A 23,843-nucleotide genomic window follows, 5' to 3' on the forward strand; every position below is an offset into this window, starting at 1 on the left:
TTATATGAATGTGAGTCTAGAATAATTTAGAGGTGAATTTTGTGACTGGGTTACAGCGTCTGGCTTCTTCTCGGGCCGTTAAGGATATGATTTATTTGTCAATACTGATGGAGGCTTTTTTCATCGGATTATCACAATGGGTTGCTATAGTATTTATGGGAATTGGCATAGCACTGTTTTTGCTTCGGTGGTGGAAGGATCCGACATTTCATGTAAAGCGCACCACCTTTCATTGGGCCATAAGCCTTTATCTAGCATGCAGCATCATATCCATCCTGGTGTCGCCGGATAAGATGTATAGCCTGACCATATGGTTTGTGCTGGTCATAATATATTTTTTGACCTATGTGTTGATAAGTCAGAATGTGGAGTCGGCGGACCAGGTTAGGTATATTGCCCTATCCCTGGGAGCCTCCGCAGCCATTATTGTAGCCTATGGTTTTTTTCAGTATTTTTTTGGCATTGATACCAGTGAAATGAAGTGGGTGGATGGTGAAGCCTTTCCTGAGCTGACCAAGCGAATATTTTCAACCCTGGAAAATCCCAATATTTTGGCAGCTTATCTCGATGTAGTGGTTTGCGTGCTGTTAGGGCTGTTTACCAATTTGCCGGGAAAACGAATTCGTATTATGCTCGCCCTGGCCATGGCCTGTACCCTGGCCTGTGTTGCAATGACCTATGCCCGGGGCGCCCTCCTTACTGTGGCCGTTATCATGGCCGGCTATGGAATAATAAAGGATAAGCGGATATTGGCCGCAATTGTGGTACTTGTGGCGGTATTCCTAGCAGTCAATCCGATATTATTGGAGCGGATGAGCACCATGTTTACGGTGGTCGATACCTCATCGGAAATGCGGATTGCCATGTGGGAAAGTACGGTTCAAATGATTTTGGATCACCCAATATTAGGTATCGGCGGTGGGGCCTATTCACTGGTTTATCCCATTTATGATACCTATATTGTGGATGGCAGTGTGACCTTGGTTCATGCCCATAACATTTATTTAAATTATTTGGCGGAAACCGGTATTGTGGGGGGCTGTGCCTTTTTGTTTTTTTTCCTCGGCTATACCGTCACGGCCCTGTTTCCCCAGAAAGCTATGCCCGACAACTTTTCCAGGGGAATGCTGCTGGGCTTGGGACTGGCTTTGGTATCGGTGGCCCTTAATGGCCTTACAGATGATGTTTTGTATAATGTCCCCTCCTCCATGTATCTGTGGATGATGTGCGGACTTGTTTATGTATTAAAGGAGAAGATATAATTAATGACAGTAATGACTTTGGATTTTTGGACAGCCTTATTTTCTATTGTGATTTTGGATTTGGTTTTGGCCGGTGACAATGCGGTGGTCATTGCCATGGCGGCCCATCGCCTGCCCCATGATCTGAAAAAGAAGGCTATTCTGGTGGGTACCGCCGGAGCCGTGATTATACGGATTATTATGACTTTGTTGGCAGTATATCTGTTATCCATCCCATATCTTCAGGCCTTGGGCGGCTTGCTGTTATTGCCTATTGCTATTAAACTGCTGGCCCCAGCCAAGGAAGGTCATGTGGAGGAGGCCGATAATTTTGCCGGAGCTGTCAAGACTATTATTGTAGCCGATGCGGCCATGGGCATTGACAATGTGCTGGCTGTAGCCGGAGCAGCTCACGGAAGCTTCCTGCTGGTGGTCATTGGCCTGATAATAAGTGTACCTATTGTGGTGGGCAGCAGCCAGATTATCGGTAAGCTGCTGGATAATTGGCCGGTGCTGATTTACCTTGGGGCGGCAATTTTAGGCTGGACCGGTGGCAGCATGGTGGTTCACGATGCCAGTATTGGTCCTGTGATTGAAAGCTCCTTGGGGGCTATGGCACCAAAGCTTATTCCGGCCCTGCTGGCCTTGGGCGTATGTGCCATTGGCTACAGTAAAAAGAAGCAGGCTCAGCCTGAATAAGTGAAGTAGTGTGTTGTACAGTTGTAGGGGTGCTTTATGAGCTTAATGGGTTTGAGTTCCGGTGAAATCGGGGAACGTCGTGCCAAATACGGTACTAACTCCCTGACTCAGCTGGAACGGGATTCTCTGTCTAAAAAAATTCTTTATGGGTTTAAGGACCCGATGATTATGATACTCTTAGTCGCTCTGATTATTCAGGGCGTACTTTATTTTATGGGTCAGGCCCAGTGGTTTGAACCGGTGGGTATTTTGGTGGCTGTGCTTATTGCCAACGGTGTGGCCTCGGTCAGCGAATATCGGCAGGAGGGCAAGGCGGTGGCCCTGCGCAATGACGAAGCCGCCAAGGATATGACCAAGGTGCTGCGGGATGGTGAGCTTTCAGAAATTCCTGTTGGTGAGGTGGTGCAGGGAGATATAATTTTCCTCCAGGCCGGGGATCGGCTGCCAACTGACGGGGTTTTTCTGGAGGGCACTGTTCATGTTGATCAGTCGGTGCTAAACGGCGAAACGGAGGAAATATATAAATACCCGGTGGAGGAGGGGTCAGAGGAACAAATCGATGTTGATGATCTGCTAAATCCCCATTATGCCTACCGGGGAACGGTGGTATGCAGCGGCGAAGGATATCTGGAAACCAGGGTGGTGGGGGATAATACCCTGTTTGGTCAATTGGCCCTGGAGGCCCAGTCGGTGGCCCGCCGTACTCCGTTGCAGGTAAAATTGGATAAGCTGGCCAGGCATATCTCCACCTTTGGATATGTGGGGGCCATTGCCATTGTGGCCGGCATTCTCATGAAGACGGCTATGACAGGTGCAGCCCCTGAGTCCATATGGGAGTGGGTACGCCTGATAATTGATGCAGTTACGGTGGCGGTAACGGTTATTGTCTGTGCTGTGCCGGAGGGGCTGCCCATGCTTACCTCCATGCTGCTGTCCGTTCAGAGCTTAAAAATGGAGAAGGACAATGTGCTGGTGAAAAAGATAAATGGCATTGAAACCTCCGGCAGCCTGAGCATTTTGTTCAGTGATAAAACCGGTACCATCACTGAGGGAAAGCTTTCGGTAATGGATATCACCCTGGGTGATTTATCCAACCTAAGGAAAATTGGTCAATTGGAGCTTAAAACCAAGGGGGGACCAGAGGCCTCCCCGGCATATCTTGAAAAATTCCTCAATGCCGCCGGGCTTAACAACAGCGCCCACGCCGGCAATGGCAGTATCATAGGCGGCAACAGCACCGACCGGTCAATTATCAAGGCACTGATGAAGGCCGATTTGGTGGACAAAATCCATCGGGAGGCCGCCCTGGGCTTTAAATACTTTAATTCCAGGGATAAGTACTCGGCGGTGGCAGTGGATGAACACAATGAGTGCCGGTGCTATCTGAAGGGCGCACCGGAGGTACTGGTGAGCCGCTGCAGTCATTATTTGTCGGCTGATGGCTCGGTCCATGTATTGGCCTCCCATGATGCGCTTTTGCAATATCTGGACGACCAGGCAAGGCGGTCCATGCGCTTATTGGCGTTGGCCTATGGCCCGGGCAGCGTCACTGAACAGGGAGAGGCCGAGGCAATGGGACAGCTTGTTCTGGTGGGAATTATCTGTATTCGGGACAATCTTCGTCCTGAGGCTGTGGGGGCCATTCGCGAGGTACAGAATGCCGGTGTACAGGTGGTGATGATTACCGGTGATAAGCGGGAAACGGCAGTGGCCATTGCCAAGGAATCCGGATTGCTCCACTCCAGGGAGGATGTGGTGCTGACCTCCAATGAAATGAAAAAAATGTCTGATGATGAAGTAAAGCATATATTGCCCAAGCTGCGGGTGGTGGCCAGAGCCCTGCCCACGGACAAGAGCCGGCTGGTACATATCGCCCAGGAGCTGGATATGGTGGTGGGCATGACCGGCGACGGGGTAAACGATGCCCCTGCCCTTAAGAAGGCTGAGGTGGGCTTTGCCATGGGCAGCGGTACGGAGGTGGCCAAGGAGGCCGGTGATATTACTATTTTGGACGATAATTTCCAGTCAGTGGTCAAGGCCATTTTATACGGACGGTCAATTTTCAAGAGCATCAGGAAATTTCTGATTTTCCAGCTTACAGTAAATGTGGCGGCGGTGCTGGTCTGCTTTCTGGCTCCAATGCTGGGGGAAAATATTGTTCTTACTGTTATCCAGCTGTTATTGATTAATCTGGCCATGGATACCCTGGCGGCCGTAGCCTACGGCAGTGAGCCGGCCCTGGAGGAATATATGCTGGAAAAGCCGGTAGCCCGTCAGGAAAGCATCGTTACCCGGAGGATGCTGGTTCAGGTGATTATAAATGCCCTGGTAATAACCATAATTTGTCTGAGCATTTTGTTCCTTGAACCAGTCAGGAGCCTGTTTGGCGATGTAACCACTACCTATCTGAAATCGGCCCTTTTTGCCACCTTTATGATGGCCATAACCTTCAATGGGTTTAATGCCCGTACGGAGCATCTGAATGTCTTTGAGCATTTGGGCCGCAATAATACCTTTTTGCTGGTAAGCTTTGCTATATTTGCCATGCAATGGTTATTCGTGGAATTTGGCGGAGAAATTCTCAGCGTGGAACCCCTTTCTTTAAAGACCTGGCTTATATGTGCTGCAATGGCCATATTGGTTATACCGGTGGACGTAATAAGAAGAATAATAATGAGATAGCTGATATGCCTGTGGAGATATAGTAATATTTTCGCAGGCATATTTTGTAATAATCATCATACAAATATGCCTATTATGCATTGACATTTATTGTATTACGATTTAGAATGAAATTAATTAAATAGAGTGAGGACAGGTGTCTGTCGATCAGACTTAATAGAGAATCCGGTATAAGCCGGAGCGGTCCCGCCACTGTAAGGGCGAGCAAGATACATGTATGTCACTGGGTCACGGGTAATGTGATCTGGGAAGGCGTATCAAGCGTTGAACCCGAGCCAGGAGAACTGCCTGTTTTATCATTTCCGTTAGCGAATATTTCAGAGAGCTGCCAGCAACCCTCTGAATGGTAAGATGCTTATACCTGCGAGCGATGGGTAGGGGATGGAACTATGATGGATGGAATATGGCGAGTTTAGGCGATTCCGTTATCTGGTATCAATCTCCGACTTATTTTTTTTAAGTCGGATTTTTATTTGCCGGATGCATATTTCAACCATCAAATCCATCTGCACACTCTAGGCAGATGGTTTTTTATTTTTCGTGTGAAGGAGGTAAATTCAATGAATGAGGAGAAAAGCGGTCAGGCCCAGGAAGAGCTGGATCTTCAGGCCATTCTGAAAAAGGCAGAGCAGCAGACTACATTTCCTGATGTGCCTTTGGATGAATTTACGCCGCCTACTTATGATGAATGGAAGGAAGCATGTATTGCCCTGCTGAAAGGTGCTCCATTTGAAAAGAAAATGTATACCAAAACCTATGAGGGTATAACATTTTCACCAATGTATTTCCGTAAAGATACGGACCCTATCTTGCCGAAAAAATCCTTCCCAGGTATGGATGATTTTATGCGGGGGGCCAAGCCAAATGGCTATATTGAAGCTCCATGGGGTATAGCTCAGGCCTGTGATGAAACAATGCCAAAGGAGAATAACGATCTTCTGAAGCATGAAATAGATCGGGGTTCAACGATTTACAATATTACCCTTGATAAGGCCAGCCTTGTCTGTGGGGATGCACGGGAGGCTGACAAGCCAGGTGATGAAGGCTGCAGTATTACCACCCTGCAGGATGTCCATGATTTGTTGGATGGGCTGAAGCTGGACAAGTATCCTGTGTACATTTATGCCGGTGCTTCGGCAGTTCCGATGCTGTCCATGGTGGCTGCCAATTTAAAATCCAGTGGACAGTCAACTGATATTTTGAAGGGTATTATCGGTGCAAATCCAATCGGTGAATTGGTGGCAACCGGCCACAATACCCAATCCCTGGCCAAGCTCTATGATGAAGCCTATGAAGCAGCCCGGTGGGCCATCAAAAATGCACCGGGGCTGAAGACCTGCTTTGTAAAGAGTGATGTATTCAGCAATGGCGGCGCCAATGATATTCAGGAGATTGCCTACAGTCTGGCTGTGGCTGCCGATTATATCAGGGCTATGCTGGAGCGCGGTCTTACGGTGGAGGAAGCTGCCGGTCAGGTGGCCTTTGAATTCTCCATGGGGGCCAATTTCTTCATGCAGATTGCCAAGCTCAGAGCAGTCCGTCCTATTTGGTCCCAAATCGTTGAGGCCTTTGGCGGCAGTGCCGATGTTCAGAAAATGTACATTCACGCCCGTCCGGCCCGGTTCTTTAAGACTGTATACGATCCATATGTAAATATGCTCCGCAATACCTCGGAAATTTTCTCCGGTGTTGTCGGGGGACTGGATTCCTTTGAAAATCCACCCTTTGATGAGGTTATCAGAAAGGGCGACGAATTCTCCCGTCGTATTGCCCGGAATGTCCAGATAATGCTTCAGGAGGAATTTGGCCTGTTACAGCCAATTGACCCTGCCGGCGGCTCCTGGGCCGTTGAAACCCTTACCAAGCAGGTGAAGGAAAAAATCTGGGATGAGTTCAAGGTTATTGAAACCAAGGGCGGTATTGTGGAGGCCCTGAAGGAGGGCTATCCTCAGGAGCAGATTGGTCTTATTCTGGCCGAGCGGTTCAAGAAGCTGGAGCTTCGCCGTGACCGTATTGTTGGCTCCAACATGTATCCGAACATGACAGAGGTCCGCCTTGATCCAAGACCGGAGGATTTTGGGGAGAACAAGCAGCAGCGCACAGCTGATATTACGGCATATCTTGATGATATTGACAATAAATTCTGTGATGAGGCCCTGAACAAAATCAAGGAAACCAAGGGGAGCATGGAGGCGGTTATCGAAGCTGCCAAGGCTGGTGCTACTATTGCTCAGCTGCGAGAAGCCCTGACCTGCCCGAAGTGTGCTGAAAATGCTGAGAGGGTTGAAAAAATAGACAGACACCGTTGGAGTGAGCGTTATGAGGCACTGCGCATGATTACTGAGGCCTACAAGGAAGAGAAGGATGATAATGTGCGGATTTTCCTGGCCAATATGGGTCCAATCCCGCAGCATAAGGCCAGAGCCGATTTCTCCACCGGCTTCCTCCAGGTAGGTGCCTTTGAGGTATTGGGCAACAACGGCTTCCCCACTGAGGAGGAGGCTGCGGCTGCTGCCAAGGAATCCGGTGCTGATGCAGTAGTTATCTGCTCCACCGATGCTACCTATCCTGATATTGTACCTAAGCTGGCACCAATGCTTCATGAGGCATTGCCTAATGCAACGGTGTTCCTGGCCGGTGAGGCTCCGAAGGATCTCAAGGAAACCTACGATAATGCCGGTATTGATAAATATATTTCCGTTAAGGCAAATTGTTATGAAATCCTGCAGGCACTGCAGAAGAAGAAAGGGATGATTGAGTGATGGCTTCTTTTAAAAATCCTGATTTTACCAGCATGAACCTGAAAGAAGCTCCAGAGAGAAGCCCTGAAGAATGGCGTAAGCTGTTTGAGGACGCTGCCGGTGCCAATTTCGACAAGCTGACTGGCAAGACAATGGAGCATATTCCTATAAAACCGCTGTATAACTATGATGAATATGAGCATATGAATCATCTGGATTTTGCCTCAGGTATTCCACCATGCCTTCGTGGCCCATATTCCACCATGTATGTATTCCGTCCTTGGACGGTACGTCAGTATGCAGGCTTCTCCACAGCCGAGGAATCCAACGCTTTCTACAGAAGAAACCTGGCTGCTGGTCAGAAGGGTCTGTCCATTGCCTTCGACCTGCCTACCCATCGCGGCTACGACTCTGATAATCCACGGGTTTTGGGTGATGTTGGTAAGGCTGGCGTTGCTATTGACTCCATTTTGGATATGCGTATTCTGTTCAGCGGTATTCCCCTTGACCAGATGTCCGTATCCATGACCATGAACGGTGCTGTACTGCCGATTTTGGCCTTCTACATCCTCTCCGGTGAGGAGCAGGGGGTAGATAAGAAGGTTATGGCCGGTACCATTCAGAATGATATTTTGAAGGAATTCATGGTGCGTAATACCTATATTTACCCACCTGAAATGTCCATGCGTATTATCGGTGATATATTCGAGTACACCACCAAGTACATGCCTAAGTTCAACAGTATTTCCATTTCCGGCTACCACATGCAGGAGGCCGGTGCCACGGCTGATATTGAGCTGGGCTATACTTTGGCTGATGGTCTTGAGTACATCCGTACCGGTGTGGCTGCCGGCCTGCCGGTAGATGCTTTTGCCAAGCGTCTGTCCTTCTTCTGGGCTATCGGTAAGAATTACTTTATGGAGGTTGCCAAGATGCGTGCGGCTCGTGTGCTGTGGGCGAAGATTGTTAAGTCCTTTGGGGCTACCAATGATAAGTCCATGGCCCTGAGAACCCACAGCCAGACCTCCGGTTGGTCACTGACAGCCCAGGATCCATTTAACAATGTATCCCGTACCCTGATGGAGGCCATGGGTGCTGCTTTGGGACATACCCAGTCCCTCCATACAAATGCGCTGGATGAGGCCATTGCCCTGCCAACTGACTTCTCCGCCCGCATTGCCCGTAATACCCAGCTTTATATTCAGGATGAGACCAGCGTATGTAAGATTATTGACCCTTGGGGCGGTTCCTACTATGTTGAGGCTCTCACCAATGAAATTATCCGCCGTGCCTGGGCTCATATCCAGGAGGTTGAGGCACTGGGCGGCATGGCCAAGGCTATTAACAGCGGTCTGCCTAAGATGCGTATTGAGGAGGCTGCAGCACGTCGTCAGGCTCAGATTGACTCCGGTAATGAATCCATCGTAGGCCTGAACCGGTTCCGCCTGGAGAAGGAGGATCCGCTGGAGATCCTGGCCATTGATAATACTGCCGTTCGTCAGGCTCAGATTGAACGCCTCGAAAAGCTCCGTGCCGAGCGTAACGATGATGATGTTCGTCGTTGTCTGGAGGGCATTACCAAGGCTGCTGAGTCCCGTGACAATGGTAACCTCCTTGAAGCAGCCGTTGATGCAGCTCGTGCCCATGCTTCCTTGGGTGAAATTTCCGATGCTGTTGAGAAGGTTTCCGGTCGCTTCCAGGCCGTTATCCATACCATTTCCGGTGTTTATTCCTCCGAGTTCACTGACAAGAGTGCATTGGAGAAGGCTCGGGAAATGGCTGATGAATTTGAAAATCTTACTGGTCGCCGTCCAAGAATTTTCGTGGCCAAGATGGGCCAGGATGGTCATGACAGAGGCCAGAAGGTTATAGCTTCTTCCTTCGCCGATATGGGCTGGGATGTTGATGTAGGTCCTCTTTTCCAAACCCCGGAAGAGACTGCACAGGATGCCGTCGATAATGATGTTCACATGGTTGGGTTCAGTTCCTTGGCCGCTGGTCATAATACTCTCCTTCCACAGCTGGTACAGGAGCTGAAAAAGCTTGGCCGTGAGGATATCATGGTATGTATCGGCGGCGTTATCCCAGTACAGGATTATGATTTCCTGTATGAAAGCGGTGCAGTGGCCATATTTGCCCCTGGAACCAATATTCCTGAGGCAGGCATCAAGCTGCTGACCCTTTTGATTGAGCGTGCCAAGGAAGACTTGGCAGAGGAGTAATGGTGACGAGTTATGGCAAAATATACCACTTCAAAACCAAGCTGGGTTCCTGATGAACCCAATGAAAAATTCGCCTGCAGTGTAATGGGCGGCATTGAGGGGATAAAGGACACCACCGTAGGCAACATTAATCCTAATTTATTGAACGGTAAGATGAAGCCAAGACGGCGTCTGGTCTTAAGTGAGGATGATTATGTCAACGGGGTACTTAAGGGTGACCGCATGACATTATCCCGGGCTATAACTCTCATTGAAAGTAACAATTCCAAGCATTTTGCCAAGGCACAGCGGGTATTGCAAAGGCTTTTACCACATACTGGAAAAGCACTTAGAATAGGTATTACCGGTGTGCCGGGAGCTGGCAAGAGTACCATTATCGAAGCCTTCGGTAATATGCTTTGTGATGCTGGCCATAGGGTGGCCGTCTTGTCCGTGGACCCGACGAGCTCTGTTACCAAGGGCTCCATATTGGGCGACAAAACGAGAATGGGAACCCTTTCCCGCCGTCAGGAGGCCTTTATAAGGCCTTCTCCTGCGGGAGGTACCCTGGGCGGTGTAGCCAGAAAAAGCCGGGAAACCATGCTTATGTGCGAGGCAGCAGGGTATGATATTATCTTAATTGAAACCGTTGGCGTAGGCCAATCGGAAACCACTGTACGGTCCATGGTGGATTTCTTTATGCTCGTTGTGCTTACCGGTGCCGGTGATGACCTGCAGGGTATCAAGAAGGGCATAATGGAGCTGGCTGATGCCATAGTTATCAATAAGGCCGATGGGGATAACCTGCTGAAGGCCAAGGTGGCCCGAGGTGAATACGAGCGGATGATTGAATACATCCGTCCGGCCACTGACGGCTGGCCAACCCACGCCTATCTGTGCTCCGCCTATACAAAATACGGTCTGCCGGAGCTCTGGAAGGTAATTCAGGCCTTTAAGGAAATGACCACGGAAAGTGGCGTGTTTAATAAAAGGCGTAACCGTCAGCTTTTGGAATGGATGTACAGCATGATTGATGAACACCTTCACAGCCTGTTTTTTGATGATCCGGTGATAACCGGCAGAATGCCGGAGGTGAAGGAGGCTGTACTCAACGGTGTAATTTCACCTACCCAGGCGGTAAAGGAGCTGATAAATATGTTCGATGTGGACATGGCAGCCCGCCGTCAGGTGGATATATTCCATCCGGAAGCCGAGGTGAAGTCCTGAAATGTATACCAAGAAAATTTATTTCTCCGGCGGCAGCTTTCATGAGCTGCAGGCGGTGTTTGAAGAGCTGTCCGGCGTAGTGAAGGTAAGGACCGGCTACATTAATCCCGACAAGTCCCCGGTAGATTATGAAGGGGCTGTGGGAGGACAGGTTAAGACCGTAATGGGTATCTGCGTTGAATACAATCCAAAGAAAATTGATGTTTCCAGCCTGCTTGATATCTTGTTTTCTGTTACTGATCCCTACAGTGAAAATCGTCAGGGTGATTTAATTGGTCCGATGTATACGTGTGGAATATACTATAATACTCCAGAAGATTTACCCCAAATACAGCTTCATTTAAATTTTATGGCCAATAGAACCAACCCACCGGCGGTGACGGGAAGCAATCTGACCATTAACGATCCGGTAAGTGATCAGAAGCAGAGGCGCCGGCTTCATGTCAGGTCGGAAGAATTAATGCTCTTTGTGGAGGCTGAGGATGCACATCAGGAATATTTAAAAAAGCATCCTGATGCAAGGACGCAAATTGATATCAAAAAGTTCAAGGAGTATATCAATTCCTGAACAAAATGTGAATTAACTTCTGTAATTGACAAAAAAACATTATTATGAAGGGGATGGCGAAAGCTGTCCTCTTTATTTGTATGACAATTTATGTAACTTTTCTTGACTCAGCCCCCGTGTAGTGGTAGACTTTGAGTGATGTATAATGTTTATATGCGAGAACGTATAACTATGATTGGCCTGCATTATACCTAAAAGTTATGATTGCCAGTCACAGAGAATAACACATACGTATCGCACAGAAAATTTTTAGTCGCATACAACGACTTTAGGGGAGGATTTTCGATGATTGACATTCTCGACAGGGTACGCAACAAGGAATTGCAGGCTAAGATTGTAACTGCTGAAGAGGCAGCTGCATTCATTAAGCCAGGTATGAATGTTGGTACCTCCGGCTTCACACCATCAGGTTATCCAAAGGCTGTTCCAATGGCTTTGGCTGCTCGCATGGAAAAGGAGCATTTCAAGATTAACCTTTGGACCGGCGCTTCTACCGGTGATGAAGAGGACGGATGTCTTGCAAGAGCTGATGGTATTGCATTCCGTATGCCATACCAGACTAACAAGGATATGCGTAATGCTATTAACAGCGGTAAGATTGAGTATGCTGACCTGCATCTGTCCGAGTCTGCACAGCTGGCTCGTTATGGATATTTAGGCGGCAAGATCGATGTGGCTATCGTAGAGGCTTGTGCTATTACTGAAGAAGGTAATATCATTCCTACTACTTCCATGGGTAACACTGCATCCTATGTTCAGACTGCTGATGTAGTTATCGTTGAGGTAAATACCAGTCAGCCACTGGAATTGGAAGGTATGCATGATGTATATGTTCCTTTGGATCCGCCAAATCGTCTCCCAATTCCTGTTGTTAAGCCTAACGACAGAATTGGTACTCCATATATTCCTTGTACTCCAGATAAAATCAAGTACATCGTACCTTGCGACATTACCGACAAGGTTCGTCCACTTGGTGAAATCGACGAGAACTCCCGCAAAATGTCCCAGAACTTTATTGAACTGCTCCATGCAGAAGTAAAGGCTGGCCGCATGCCTAAGAACCTGCTGCCATTGCAGTCCGGTGTAGGCGCAGTTGCCAATGCAGTCATTAGCGGATTTGTTGAATCTGATCTGAAGGATCTCTCAGTTTACACTGAGGTTATCCAGGATGGTATGTTTGACCTGATTGATGCCGGAAAGCTGAATTTCGCCTCCGGTACTTCCCTGTCACCATCCCCAGAGGGCTTGAAGCGTTTCTATGATAACATTAAGGAATACAGAAAGCATATTGTGCTTCGTCCACAGGAAATCGCCAATAGCCCGGAGGTTGCACGTCGCATCGGTGTAATCGCCATGAACACCGCCATCGAGGCAGATATTTATGGCAACATCAACTCTACCCACATCATGGGTACCAAGATGATGAACGGAATCGGTGGTTCCGGTGATTTCGCCCGCAACGCTTACCTGACTGTATTCTTCACCGTATCTACTGCCAAGGATGGAAAGATTTCTTCCATCGTTCCTATGGTTTCCCATGTAGACCATACTGAGCATGATGTAGATATTATTGTTACTGAGCAGGGTCTGGCTGATCTCCGTGGTCTGTCTCCACGTCAGCGTGCAAAGGTTATCATTGAGAACTGTGCACATCCAGACTTTAAGCCTATGCTGATGGACTACTATGAGAGGGCATTGGCAGAAACCAAGAGTGCTCATACTCCACACATTTTACATGAAGCACTTTCTTGGCATGAAAGATTTATGAAAACAGGCACAATGAAGAAATAATAGGAGGATATTTCACTATGAGCAATGAAAAGATTCAGGCTGGCTTAGATAAATATAATGCCAGCGTAGAAAAAGCTACTTCAAAGTTCCCAGAGCGTCCTAACCTGCCAGAGCAGCGTCTGTACACTCCACTTGATATCAAGGACACCGACTATGCTGATGAAATTGGTTTCCCTGGTATGTATCCTTATACCCGTGGCGTACAGCCTACCATGTATCGTGGCCGTTTCTGGACTATGCGTATGTATGCTGGCTTCTCTACTGCGGCTGAATCCAATAAGCGTTATCGCTATCTGATCGAGTCCGGTGCTACTGGTCTCTCCTGTGCATTTGACCTTCCTACCCAGATTGGTTATGACTCTGATGATCCTATTTCTGAGGGTGAGGTTGGTAAGGTAGGCGTTGCCATCGATTCCCTGGCTGATATGGAGGTTCTCTTCGACCAGATCGACCTTGGCAAGGTTTCTACCTCTATGACTATCAACGCTCCTGCATCTGTACTGCTTTCCATGTACATTGCAGTTGCTGAGAAGCAGGGTGTTCCTGCTGACCAGCTGAAGGGTACTATTCAGAATGATATTCTGAAGGAGTATGCAGCACGTGGTACTTATATTTTCCCTCCACGTCCTTCCATGCGTTTGATCACTAACATCTTTGAGTATTGCTCCAAGAATGTTCCAAAATGGAATACCATTTCCATTTCCGGTTATCATATTCGTGAGGCAGGTTCCACTGCTTCCCAGGAAATCGCATTTACTATTGCAGATGGTATTGCATACTGCGAGGCTGCCATTAAGGCCGGTCTCCACATCGATGATTTTGCAGGCCGTCTGTCCTTCTTCTGGAATGCTCATAACAACGTACTTGAGGAAGTTGCCAAGTTCCGTGCTTCCCGTCGCGTATGGGCCAAGGTTATGAAGGAGCGTTTCCACGCTGAGAAGCCTAAATCCATGATGCTTCGCGTACATACTCAGACTGCCGGTTCCATGCTGACTGCTCAGCAGCCTAACAACAACATTATCCGTGTTGCTCTCCAGACTGCTGCTGCTGTTATGGGTGGCACCCAGTCCCTCCACACTAACTCCCGTGATGAGGCTTTGGCACTTCCTACCGAGGAGTCTGTAATGATCGCTCTCCGTACTCAGCAGATTGTTGCTTATGAGTCCGGTCTGGCTGACGTAATCGATCCATTGGCTGGTTCCTACTATGTAGAGGCTCTTACCAATAAGATTGAGAAGGAAGCTTGGGAATACATCAAGAAGATTGATGAAATCGGCGGTGCTGTTGCAGCTATCGAGAAGGGCTATATCCAGAAGGAAATCCAGGATTCCGCTTACAAGTGGCAGATGGATGTTGAGTCTGGTGCAAAGACCATCGTTGGTGTTAACAAGTTCCAGATTGAAGAGGAGCCACCTAAGGGTCTGCTGAAGGTAGATGCTTCCGTAGGTGTTGCACAGTGCAAGCGTCTGGCTGATATGAAGGCTAAGCGTGACAATGATGCTGTTAAGTCTGCTCTTGCTGATCTGAAGAAGGCTTGTCAGGATGAAAATGAAAACCTCATGCCACATATTCTGAATGCAGTACGCACCTATGCAACTCTCGGTGAGATTTGCGGCGTAATGCGTGAAGTATTTGGTGAGTATGAAGCTCATGTAAATCTTTAATTGGAGGTAAATGAGAAATGGCTAAAGTTAGAGTATTAGTAGCAAAACCAGGCCTTGATGGCCATGACCGTGGTGCAAAGGTAGTTGCCAGAGCACTTCGTGATGCTGGCTTTGAGGTTATCTATACAGGTCTCCGTCAGACTCCAGAGCAGATTGCTGAAGCAGCTTTGCAGGAGGACGTTAATGTTGTGGCTATGTCCATCCTTTCCGGTGCACATCCACACCTCTTCCCTAAGGTTGTTAACCTGCTCCGCGAGAAGGGCATGAATGATGTTCTTATCATTGGCGGCGGTGTTATTCCTGAGACTGATATCCCAGCTCTGAAGGAAGCAGGCATTGCCGAGGTATTTACTCCAGGTACCCCAACCGGCGATATTGTTGAATTCATTAAGGCTAACGTTAAATAATTAGTTATGATACAGCAGGGATGATGGCTGCATTGGCGGCTGTCATCCTATTGCTGGTAACGGTGGTGCATAGATGGACATTGTAGAAGAGCTTTTAAAGGGGAACCGACTGGCATTATCCCGTGCGATTACAGCCATCGAAAATGAGACTGATGAAGCTATGGATATTATGAAAAAGCTTTATCCTCATACTGGTCACGCATTTGTTCTTGGAATTACCGGACCTCCAGGTGCTGGTAAGAGTACCTTGACTGATAAGCTGGCCAGGGCTTACAGAGAGCAGGGCAAGACAGTTGGTATTATCGCCATTGACCCGACCAGCCCCTTTACCGGTGGTGCTATCCTGGGTGACCGCATCAGAATGAATGGTCTGACCATGGACGAGGGAGTTTTCATTCGCAGTATGGGAACTCGCGGAAGTCTGGGCGGACTTTCTCATAAGACAGCAGATGCAGTAAAGGCCATGGATGCCTTCGGTAAGGACATTATTTTCGTCGAGACTGTTGGTGTTGGACAGTCCGAGGTAGATATTGTTAAGGCAGCAGATACAACCATGGTTGTATTAATTCCTGGTATGGGTGATGACATTCAGGCCATAAAGGCAGGTATCCTTGAAATTGGTGACGTGTTCACCATCAACAAGGCAGATCACGACGGCGCTGACAAGCTAGTTCGTGAAATGAACATGATGCTTGATTTGGATGGCTTGATGACAGATTGGCGCCCACCTATTCAAAAGGTAATTGCCAGTCAGAATGAGGGCATTACCGAAACAATCGAAAACATTGAAAAGCACTTTAAGTATATTTCTGAAAACGGGATATTGACTAAACGCCGTACAGAACGTTCCAAGAACGAGATGCTGGACGTGCTTCATAGCCGAATCGGTTCGTATATTACCAACAAGCTTGTTGAAACGGGCAAGATGGACGAATATGTTGAAAAGATAAAAGCTAGAGAAACGGATCCTTATACGGTAGTCAGCCATGTAATGAAGGATATGCTTAAATAAATAAAGTGTGAATAAAGGATTTAGGGGGAAAAAGTAAAATGGCATTCAAGATTTTAGGCGTAGACCACATTGGTATTGCATGCAAGGATTTACAGCAGGGCAAGGATCTCTGGACCACTATTGGCTTGGCTTGCACCGGTGAAGAGACCGTTGCCGAGCAGAAGGTTACCACTACCTTCCATCCAACTCCAAACGGTTCTGAGATTGAGCTTCTGGTAGGTACTGCTGATGACAGCCCTATTGCAAAGTTCATCGAAAAGAATGGCGGCCGTGGTGGTATTCAGCACATCGCTCTCCGTGTTGATGACCTCCCTGCAGCAATTGCTGATCTTCAGGAAAAAGGTATTGTTATGATTGACAAGGCTCCTCGTAAGGGTGCTGGCGGTGCTGATATCGCATTTGTTCATCCAAAATCTGCTGGTGGCGTTCTCCTCGAACTTTGTCAGCACGAAGACCGTTAATCATATTCAAAATACAGCCACTTGTGGTTGATTAGGAGGCAAAAAATGGCTACAGTTCAGGAAAAAATTGAACTTATGAAAGAAAAGAAGGCTCACATTGAGCTTGGCGGCGGCGAGGCTCGTATTGAGAAGCAGCATGCCAAGGGCAAGATGACTGCCCGTGAGCGTCTTGAGCTCCTCTTTGATGAGGATTCTTTCACGGAACTGGATGCTTTTGTAAAGCATCGTTGTACTAACTTTGGTCAGGAGAAGAAGGATCTTCCTGCAGAGGGCGTTGTAACCGGTTATGGTACTGTTGATGGCCGTCTGGTATATGCCTTTGCACAGGACTTCACCGTAGAGGGAGGTTCCCTTGGTGAGATGCATGCAAAGAAGATCTGGAAGGTTCAGGATCTGGCAATGAAGATGGGTGCTCCTTGTATCGGCATTAACGATTCCGGCGGTGCCCGCATTCAGGAGGCTGTAGATGCTCTGTCCGGTTATGCCGGTATTTTCTACCGCAATACCGCAGCATCCGGTGTTGTTCCTCAGATTTCTGTAATCATGGGACCATGTGCAGGCGGTGCTGTGTATTCTCCAGCTATCACCGACTTTATCTACATGGTTGACAAGTCTTCCCAGATGTTTATTACCGGCCCGGCAGTTATTAAGTCCGTAACCTATGAGGAGGTTACTGCTGAGGCTTTGGGTGGTGCTATGACTCATAACACCAAGTCTGGTGTTGCTCACTTTGTAGCTGCAGACGAGACGGACTGCATTGAGCAGATTCGTTATCTCCTGAGCTTCCTGCCAAGCAACAACATGGAGACTGCTCCTATGTTTGATACTGGTGATGATCCAGATCGTATGGACGAGAGCTTGAACACCGTTATTCCAGATGACCCTAACCAGCCTTATGATATGAAGGATATCATTACTGCGTTAGTGGATAACGGCGAGTTCTATGAAGTTCATCAGCATTTTGCTACCAACATCATTACCTGCTTTGCACGTTTTGATGGCCGTAGCGTAGGTATCATTGCAAATCAGCCTAAGGTTATGGGCGGCTGCCTTGATATTGATGCTTCTGATAAGTCTGCTCGTTTCATTCGGTTCTGCGATGCATTCAACATCCCACTTGTTAACCTGGTTGACGTACCAGGCTTCCTGCCAGGTGTTGGCCAGGAGCATGGCGGTATCATTCGTCATGGTGCAAAGATGCTGTATGCATACAGTGAAGCAACTGTTCCAAAGATTACTGTTATTACCCGTAAGGCTTATGGCGGTTCCTACATCGCTATGTGCTGCCGCGAATTAGGTGCTGACCAGGTTATGGCTTGGCCTACCTCCGAAATCGCAGTTATGGGTCCTGCCGGTGCAGCTAACATTATCTTCAAGCGTGATGAGCCGGATGTAAAGGCTCAGCATACTCAGGATTATGTGGATGAGTTTGCAACTCCTTATAAGGCTGCTGAGCGCGGTTATGCTGATATGGTTATTGAGCCTATCGAGACCCGCCCTCGTATCATCACTGCACTGAATGCCTGCGCCTGCAAGCGTGAGGCTATGCCTGCCAAGAAGCACGGCAACATTCCACTTTAATATTTTAGAAAAAATTACGTAAATTTGGAGGAAAATTAAATGAAGAAGTTCAATATCAAAGTTAATGGTACCGCTTATGAGGTTGAGGTTGAGGAAGTAAAGAGCGCAGCTAAGGCTGCTGCTCCTAAGGCTGCTCCTGCTGCTCCAAAGGCTGCTCCTGCTCCAGCTGCTGCTCCTGCTCCAGCTAAGAAGGCTGTAGCTGCCGGTGCTGGCGAGACTGCTGTAGCTGCTCCAATGCCTGGTAAGGTTCTGAAGGTTGTTGCTGGCGAGGGCACTGCTGTTAAGGCCGGCGAAACTGTAGTTATCCTCGAGGCTATGAAGATGCAGAACGAGATTCCTGCTCCTTGCGATGGTACTGTTAAGGCTGTTAACGTATCCGAGGGCTCCACTGTTGCTGCAGGCGAGGCTATGGTTATCATCGGCTAAAATCCTATACCTTGCCTTCTCCTATAGGGAAAGGGGACCGCTTACGAGGCAAAGCTAGTCCCGTAAGGGTGGTGGATGAGGTTGTGACAGAATAGTAAAGGGATGCTTCCTATGGGGGCATCCCTTTTTTTACCAATATAGTCCTTGATAATAAGATAGGCTAATGATATACTTCAGACAAGAATTGCAGGAGGTGTTGATTATTACTGATAAAATTGAAGTTAGCGAAGATAATCAGGAATAGGTAAAAAGAGTCGTACTTAACTCTCGTAATAGTGAGGCTATCAAAGAGGCAATACGGGAAGTGTCTCAGGAAATAATGAAAAAGAATGAAGAGCTATATCGGAGGCTGGCTTATAACGAGCTTTAAGATGTCCCCCATCTCTTTAGGTGGGGGAAAACAAACTACAACAGCTGGCGAGCATATCTCTCAGTGCGGACATATCAAAGCAGCAACGATGCTTTGTTAATACGTCCCATGCGAAAGTGTCCTACAAAGCAAGACAATAGTCGAAGCTGAGTAGCTGACACTGACCGCCTCGTTGAAACGCTAATTGGAAGATTTTTCTTCTAAAGAAGAAAAATTTGAACAATGGCGTTATAAATGAGTTATGCTGGTATATAAAAGAGGAATAACCAGATAATTGTTGAATTAAAAAGGTATAGATTTTTTATGGAGGTGCATTTATGGCAAAGAGTATTTGTGAGGTTTTGGGGATTAAGTATCCGATTATTCAAGGTGGAATGGCCTGGATTTCTGATGCCAGGATGGCGGCAGCGGTATCTAACGCAGGGGGAGCCGGTATCATTTCCTGTGGTGGCCGTACCACCGATTATGTAAGGGAAGAAATCCGTAAGGCCAAGACCTTGACGGATAAGCCTTTTGGGGTGAATATCATGCTGATGGCTCCCAACAAGGACGAGATTTTGGAGGTTATCTGTGAGGAGAAGCCGGCCTTTGTAACCCTGGGGGCTGGTAATCCGGTTCCTTTTGTGGAGCCGCTTCATAAGGCCGGTATAAAGGTTATTCCGGTAGTGCCAAATGTTAAGCTGGCCAAGCGGCTGGAGCAGAACAATGCAGATGCCATCGTGGTAGAGGGCATGGAGGCCGGTGGCCACATTGGGGTGCTTACCACCATGGCACTTATGACCCAGGTTATTCCGGAGGTAAATATTCCGGTGGTAATGGCTGGCGGTATTGCCGATGGCCGCGGTATTGCAGCAGCATTGCTTATGGGAGCAGCCGGCGTTCAGATGGGTACCCGCTTCCTGGTGGCAGAGGAGTGCCCTGTACATGATAATTTCAAGCAGAAGCTGATTGAGGCTGTGGATACTGATACTATTGTTACCGGCCAGACCATCAAGAGTGCCGTAAGAGGTCTTAAAAACAAATTCTCCGAGGAATATCAGGCCCTGGAATTTTCCGGCAAGGCCACCAAGGAGGAACTTCTTAAGCTGGCCACTGGAACCAATAAGCTGGCAGCTGTGGACGGCGATATGGAAAAGGGCATGATTCAGGCCGGGCAGAGCCTGACCCCGTTGAAGAAGATTGAGCCAATGGCTACTATAATCGAGAGCTTAGTGACCGAAGCACGGGCAACCCTGGCTGAGGCCCAGAATATCAATCTATAACAGCTCATATGAATACGGTAGTCAGTGATAGTTGACTTCACCTCGGGTCTCTGGGCTAAAACTATTTTTTGCCTTTACTTAGCAACGATAAAAGTCGAACTCGCTTCGCTCAAACAACGACATTTTCTCGCTGTGTGAGAACGCAAATAAATAGCTTTCGACGCCCATCCCCCTAATGCTTCAGTCAATCTATCATGACCACCATTTATGTACATAAAAAGGACGTCTGGATTTTCCAGACGTCCTTTAAGTTGACTAAAGCTATACCCTGTCAGCTATCAGTTTTCACCAACAACCTCGTTCAGACCTGCAATAAGCTGATCAATATCGATGCCATGGGCAGAAGCACCCTGCTCGATATTTTCAAAGTGTGCAGCTGCACAGCCGATGCAGCCCATACCACTGTTCATGAAAACTGGTACGGTATCCGGATATTTAGTAACAACCTCCATGATGGACATGTCCTTTGTGATAGTCATATATAAACAACCTCCTTAATAATAGTTATTAATTACACTACCCGATTATATCATAAATAAGAAAAATTTCCTAATATAATATGGGAAAATTAAAAAGATTGAGGTATAATGTAGTGGTGCAATTTATTACGGAGGAATATGATGGTTAATTTTGAGGAATATGTTCAAAAATACAGGTTGTTTATAATAGCAGGCATTATTCTGCTGGCTGTTGGTATGATAGCTCTGATGGGCAAGAAGGAAGAGACTGTGCCTCAGCAGGCTGCCAAGGCGGAGGACCATAGAGGTATTACGGTTCTTAACTACCACAAGATAGATAATACCTTTCATTCCTTATCAGTGAGACCTGAGGATTTTGAGAAGCAGATGCAGTGGCTGAAGCAGCATGGCTATCATTCCATTACCCCTGATCAGCTGTACGAATTTGTAACCAATGGTGTGGAGCTGCCGGACAATCCGGTTATGATAACCTTTGATGATGGTTATATAGACAATTATACAAATGCCTATCCTATAATGAAAAAATATGGCTTTGTGGGAACGATTTTCGTAGTTACTTCATTTTTGGAAAAATACCCAAATTATCTGACCTGGAATCAGGCCAGGGAATTGGAGGACAATGGTTTTTGCATTGAATCCCATACCAATACCCATAAGTCTATGACTGAGGCCAGTGATGATCAGATTATGGAGGAGCTGACCACCTCCAAAGCCATGATTAAGGAGAAGCTGGGTAAGGAGTCGGGATTTATTGCCTATCCAACTGGGTCTTATAACCTCCATATTGCCCAACTGGTAAAAAATGCCGGATACAAGGCCGGGTTTACCATAAAGTATGATGCAGTCAGCCGCGGCAGTAATGTTTACGCCCTGGAGCGGGTACCTATATTTCATACAGAGGATACCAACAGAGACTTTTTGGAAAGGGTCCTGTACCTCCCACTTATGAATAAGGATGGTTGGATTAAAAAATAAATAAAGCTAATTAACGTCTTTGATTTTATTTCAAAGGCGTTTTTTTTATATGCATAATTATTAAAGAGATAGAAAAATAATTATCTAGGACCTTTTTCCATTTTTTTATGTTTTTGGTGATTTTGGAATTGTAAAAATTACTAAAAAGTGGAAAAAAGTGGGGCGATGTGGTAGACTATGTCTACAAGGTGGTGATGAAGGATGTTGATGGGTGAATATAACCATTCCCTGGATGCGAAGGGGCGGGTAATTTTACCGGCGGATTTTCGCAGCGAAATGGGGGACTCCTTCATAATTACCAAGGGCTTGGACAGTTGTCTGTTTATCTATCCCCAGTCTGAGTGGGAGCAGCTTTCGGTGAAGCTTCGTCAACTACCTTTAGCCAAAACTGAGGCCCGTGCCTTTGTGCGCTTCTTCTTCGCCGGTGCCCGCCAGGTTGAGCTTGATAAGCAGGGACGGTTTTTGATACCTGCCACCCTTCGTCAGCACGCCGCCCTGAAAAAGGATGCGGTACTTATTGGTGTATCCAACCGTATTGAGGTTTGGAGCAAGGATGAGTGGCTTAAGTACAATGAGGAAATTACTCCATCGGTGTCTGCTATAGCTGAAACATTGGCCGAGCTGGGGATATGAGGTAGCAAATGAGTGAGAAATTTCATCATGTAAGCGTAATGCCTGAGGAGACGGTTAATGGCCTGGTAACCAATTTATCTGGTATATATGTGGACTGTACCTTAGGTGGGGCTGGTCACTCCAAAATGATTGCTGACAGATTAAATGAAGCTGGCCGCTTAATAGGCATTGACCAGGATATATCAGCCATAGAGGCTGCCAGGGAGCGGTTGGCTGATTGCAGATGCCGTGTTGATATTGTAAACAGTAATTTTTCCAATCTGGAAAGCATCCTAAGTGAGCAGGGAGCAGAAAGTGTAGATGGCATTCTGTTCGATCTGGGGGTTTCCTCCCATCAGCTTGATACAGCCGAGAGAGGGTTTTCCTATATGCTGGATGCACCTCTGGATATGCGTATGAATCAGCAGGCGGATTTTTCGGCCTATGATGTGGTCAACAGCTATGATATGGATGAGCTTTGCCGTATTTTTAAGGAATATGGCGAAGAACGATGGTATAAGCGGATAGCCCAGTTTATTGTGGAAGCCCGTAAGGATGCTCCAATAGGGACTACCGGTGAATTGGTAGATATAATAAAAAAAGCGGTTCCGGCGGCAGTGAGAAATGCCAAGGGGGGCCATCCGGCCAAGCGGATTTTTCAGGCCATCAGAATAGAGGTCAATAATGAGCTGGGAATTTTGGAGGAAGCCTTCCGCACGGCCGTCAAGCACTTAAGGCCAGGGGGCAGAATAGGGATTATAACCTTTCATTCCCTTGAGGACAGGATAGCCAAGAATGTACTTAGGGAGATGTCCAGCAGCTGTATTTGTCCACCATCTCTTCCGGTGTGCGTATGTAACCATAAGCCGGAAATCAAATTGCTCGTGAAGGCTGCCGTGGCCTCGGCTGATGAATTGGAGCATAATTCAAGAGCTAAAAGCGCAAAGCTGCGTATAGCGGAAAAACTGGCCTGATGTAAGGCTACAGGTATGGAAAGGAGGTAATTGTGTGCTTGCCCGTCAATTAGTAGAAGAAGAATATTTTGAAGAACTTCCTCAGCAGCAGCAAAAAATCATACGGCGTAGGGTCGTAAGGCGTAATGCGCATGAGGATCCTCGCCGCAAGCAGGCATTATGTTTGTTCGTATTAGGTGCACTTATTTATGGATTAATTTTGTGGTTCAGCAGCTGCCTGGCCAGTGAGGTGTACGAGGTGGGCCGTATCCAGGCCGAAGCCAGTGGGCTGGAGAAAAGCAACGAGGATCTTAAGGTAGAAAACGCAAAATTGAAGTCTCATTCCCGAATAAAGGAAATAGCTGTGAACCAGTTGGGGATGACTGTACCGCAGGAGAATTATTTTGCAGGGAGCAAGGCCAAGAATTAAGAGAATAAACCATGTGAAAAAGGGATTTGCGTAAGCGGTCCCTTTTTGATTTTGGCAAAAT

20 protein-coding genes and 1 riboswitch are annotated in these 23,843 nt (G+C 47.4%); of the genes, 19 read left to right on the forward strand and 1 reads right to left on the reverse strand.

Annotation, left to right across the window (positions count from 1 at the left end; genetic code table 11):
* Positions 1 to 41: 41 nt before the first annotated feature.
* The 15 genes from Q0Y54_RS00585 to Q0Y54_RS00655 all read left to right on the forward strand — a co-directional run bounded on the left by Q0Y54_RS00585 (position 42) and on the right by Q0Y54_RS00655 (position 20,333).
* Positions 42 to 1,262, forward strand: coding sequence for an O-antigen ligase (locus tag Q0Y54_RS00585; protein WP_297963215.1), 1,221 nt, complete (start codon positions 42 to 44; stop codon positions 1,260 to 1,262).
* Between the two features lie 3 nt (positions 1,263 to 1,265).
* Positions 1,266 to 1,940, forward strand: coding sequence for a TerC family protein (locus Q0Y54_RS00590; RefSeq protein WP_297963217.1), 675 nt, complete (start codon positions 1,266 to 1,268; stop codon positions 1,938 to 1,940).
* A 36-nt stretch (positions 1,941 to 1,976) separates the two neighbouring features.
* Positions 1,977 to 4,622 (forward strand): calcium-translocating P-type ATPase, PMCA-type, encoded by a 2,646-nt coding sequence (locus Q0Y54_RS00595; RefSeq protein WP_297963220.1) that lies wholly within the window; start codon positions 1,977 to 1,979, stop codon positions 4,620 to 4,622.
* A gap of 117 nt (positions 4,623 to 4,739) precedes the next feature.
* Positions 4,740 to 4,929: riboswitch (cobalamin riboswitch) on the forward strand.
* 253 nt (positions 4,930 to 5,182) lie between these two features.
* Positions 5,183 to 7,384, forward strand: coding sequence for a methylmalonyl-CoA mutase family protein (locus tag Q0Y54_RS00600; protein ID WP_297963223.1), 2,202 nt, complete (start codon positions 5,183 to 5,185; stop codon positions 7,382 to 7,384).
* Positions 7,384 to 9,585, forward strand: coding sequence for a methylmalonyl-CoA mutase (gene scpA, locus Q0Y54_RS00605; protein ID WP_297963225.1), 2,202 nt, complete (start codon positions 7,384 to 7,386; stop codon positions 9,583 to 9,585). Before Q0Y54_RS00600 ends, scpA begins: the two co-directional genes overlap by 1 nt.
* A 12-nt stretch (positions 9,586 to 9,597) precedes the next feature.
* Positions 9,598 to 10,791 carry a methylmalonyl Co-A mutase-associated GTPase MeaB gene (gene meaB / locus Q0Y54_RS00610; protein ID WP_297963228.1) on the forward strand — a complete coding sequence of 398 codons (1,194 nt, stop codon included), beginning with the start codon at positions 9,598 to 9,600 and terminating at the stop codon, positions 10,789 to 10,791.
* A 1-nt stretch (position 10,792) separates the two neighbouring features.
* A complete protein-coding gene (locus Q0Y54_RS00615) occupies positions 10,793 to 11,359 on the forward strand; it encodes a peptide-methionine (S)-S-oxide reductase (RefSeq protein ID WP_297963231.1) in 567 nt (188 codons plus the stop codon).
* 285 nt (positions 11,360 to 11,644) lie between these two features.
* Positions 11,645 to 13,150: an acetyl-CoA hydrolase/transferase family protein gene (locus Q0Y54_RS00620; protein ID WP_297963234.1), complete on the forward strand. Its 1,506-nt coding sequence runs from the start codon at positions 11,645 to 11,647 to the stop codon at positions 13,148 to 13,150.
* A gap of 17 nt (positions 13,151 to 13,167) precedes the next feature.
* Positions 13,168 to 14,814: a methylmalonyl-CoA mutase gene (locus Q0Y54_RS00625; RefSeq protein WP_297963237.1), complete on the forward strand. Its 1,647-nt coding sequence runs from the start codon at positions 13,168 to 13,170 to the stop codon at positions 14,812 to 14,814.
* A 17-nt stretch (positions 14,815 to 14,831) separates the two neighbouring features.
* Positions 14,832 to 15,221, forward strand: a complete 390-nt coding sequence (locus tag Q0Y54_RS00630; RefSeq protein ID WP_297963240.1) for a cobalamin B12-binding domain-containing protein — start codon at positions 14,832 to 14,834, stop codon at positions 15,219 to 15,221.
* Positions 15,222 to 15,294: 73 nt separating this feature from the next.
* Complete coding sequence (meaB, locus tag Q0Y54_RS00635; protein WP_297963243.1) at positions 15,295 to 16,233, forward strand: methylmalonyl Co-A mutase-associated GTPase MeaB; 939 nt, start codon at positions 15,295 to 15,297, stop codon at positions 16,231 to 16,233.
* A 38-nt stretch (positions 16,234 to 16,271) separates the two neighbouring features.
* Positions 16,272 to 16,694 carry a methylmalonyl-CoA epimerase gene (mce, locus tag Q0Y54_RS00640; protein WP_297963247.1) on the forward strand — a complete coding sequence of 141 codons (423 nt, stop codon included), beginning with the start codon at positions 16,272 to 16,274 and terminating at the stop codon, positions 16,692 to 16,694.
* A gap of 45 nt (positions 16,695 to 16,739) precedes the next feature.
* On the forward strand, positions 16,740 to 18,275 hold the full coding sequence (locus tag Q0Y54_RS00645; protein WP_297963250.1) for an acyl-CoA carboxylase subunit beta: 1,536 nt from the start codon (positions 16,740 to 16,742) through the stop codon (positions 18,273 to 18,275).
* Between the two features lie 39 nt (positions 18,276 to 18,314).
* Positions 18,315 to 18,701 (forward strand): biotin/lipoyl-containing protein, encoded by a 387-nt coding sequence (locus Q0Y54_RS00650; protein ID WP_297963253.1) that lies wholly within the window; start codon positions 18,315 to 18,317, stop codon positions 18,699 to 18,701.
* Positions 18,702 to 19,388: 687 nt separating this feature from the next.
* Positions 19,389 to 20,333, forward strand: a complete 945-nt coding sequence (locus Q0Y54_RS00655; RefSeq protein WP_297963256.1) for a nitronate monooxygenase — start codon at positions 19,389 to 19,391, stop codon at positions 20,331 to 20,333.
* A 278-nt stretch (positions 20,334 to 20,611) separates the two neighbouring features.
* Here the strand turns inward: Q0Y54_RS00655 and Q0Y54_RS00660 are convergent, their stop codons facing one another.
* Positions 20,612 to 20,812, reverse strand: a complete 201-nt coding sequence (locus tag Q0Y54_RS00660) for a DUF1858 domain-containing protein (RefSeq protein ID WP_297963259.1) — start codon at positions 20,810 to 20,812, stop codon at positions 20,612 to 20,614.
* A gap of 138 nt (positions 20,813 to 20,950) precedes the next feature.
* Here Q0Y54_RS00660 and Q0Y54_RS00665 point away from each other — a divergent pair, with 138 nt between their 5' ends.
* The 4 genes from Q0Y54_RS00665 to ftsL all read left to right on the forward strand — a co-directional run bounded on the left by Q0Y54_RS00665 (position 20,951) and on the right by ftsL (position 23,782).
* On the forward strand, positions 20,951 to 21,787 hold the full coding sequence (locus Q0Y54_RS00665) for a polysaccharide deacetylase family protein (protein ID WP_366072018.1): 837 nt from the start codon (positions 20,951 to 20,953) through the stop codon (positions 21,785 to 21,787).
* Positions 21,788 to 21,988: 201 nt separating this feature from the next.
* A complete protein-coding gene (mraZ, locus tag Q0Y54_RS00670) occupies positions 21,989 to 22,420 on the forward strand; it encodes a division/cell wall cluster transcriptional repressor MraZ (RefSeq protein WP_297963262.1) in 432 nt (143 codons plus the stop codon).
* A gap of 8 nt (positions 22,421 to 22,428) precedes the next feature.
* Positions 22,429 to 23,373, forward strand: coding sequence for a 16S rRNA (cytosine(1402)-N(4))-methyltransferase RsmH (rsmH, locus tag Q0Y54_RS00675; protein WP_297963265.1), 945 nt, complete (start codon positions 22,429 to 22,431; stop codon positions 23,371 to 23,373).
* A 34-nt stretch (positions 23,374 to 23,407) separates the two neighbouring features.
* Positions 23,408 to 23,782: a cell division protein FtsL gene (gene ftsL, locus Q0Y54_RS00680; protein WP_297963268.1), complete on the forward strand. Its 375-nt coding sequence runs from the start codon at positions 23,408 to 23,410 to the stop codon at positions 23,780 to 23,782.
* Positions 23,783 to 23,843: the final 61 nt, after the last annotated feature.

Origin of the sequence: uncultured Anaerovibrio sp. (genome assembly GCF_947302755.1) — a bacterium.
Lineage (GTDB): Bacteria > Bacillota > Negativicutes > Selenomonadales > Selenomonadaceae > Anaerovibrio.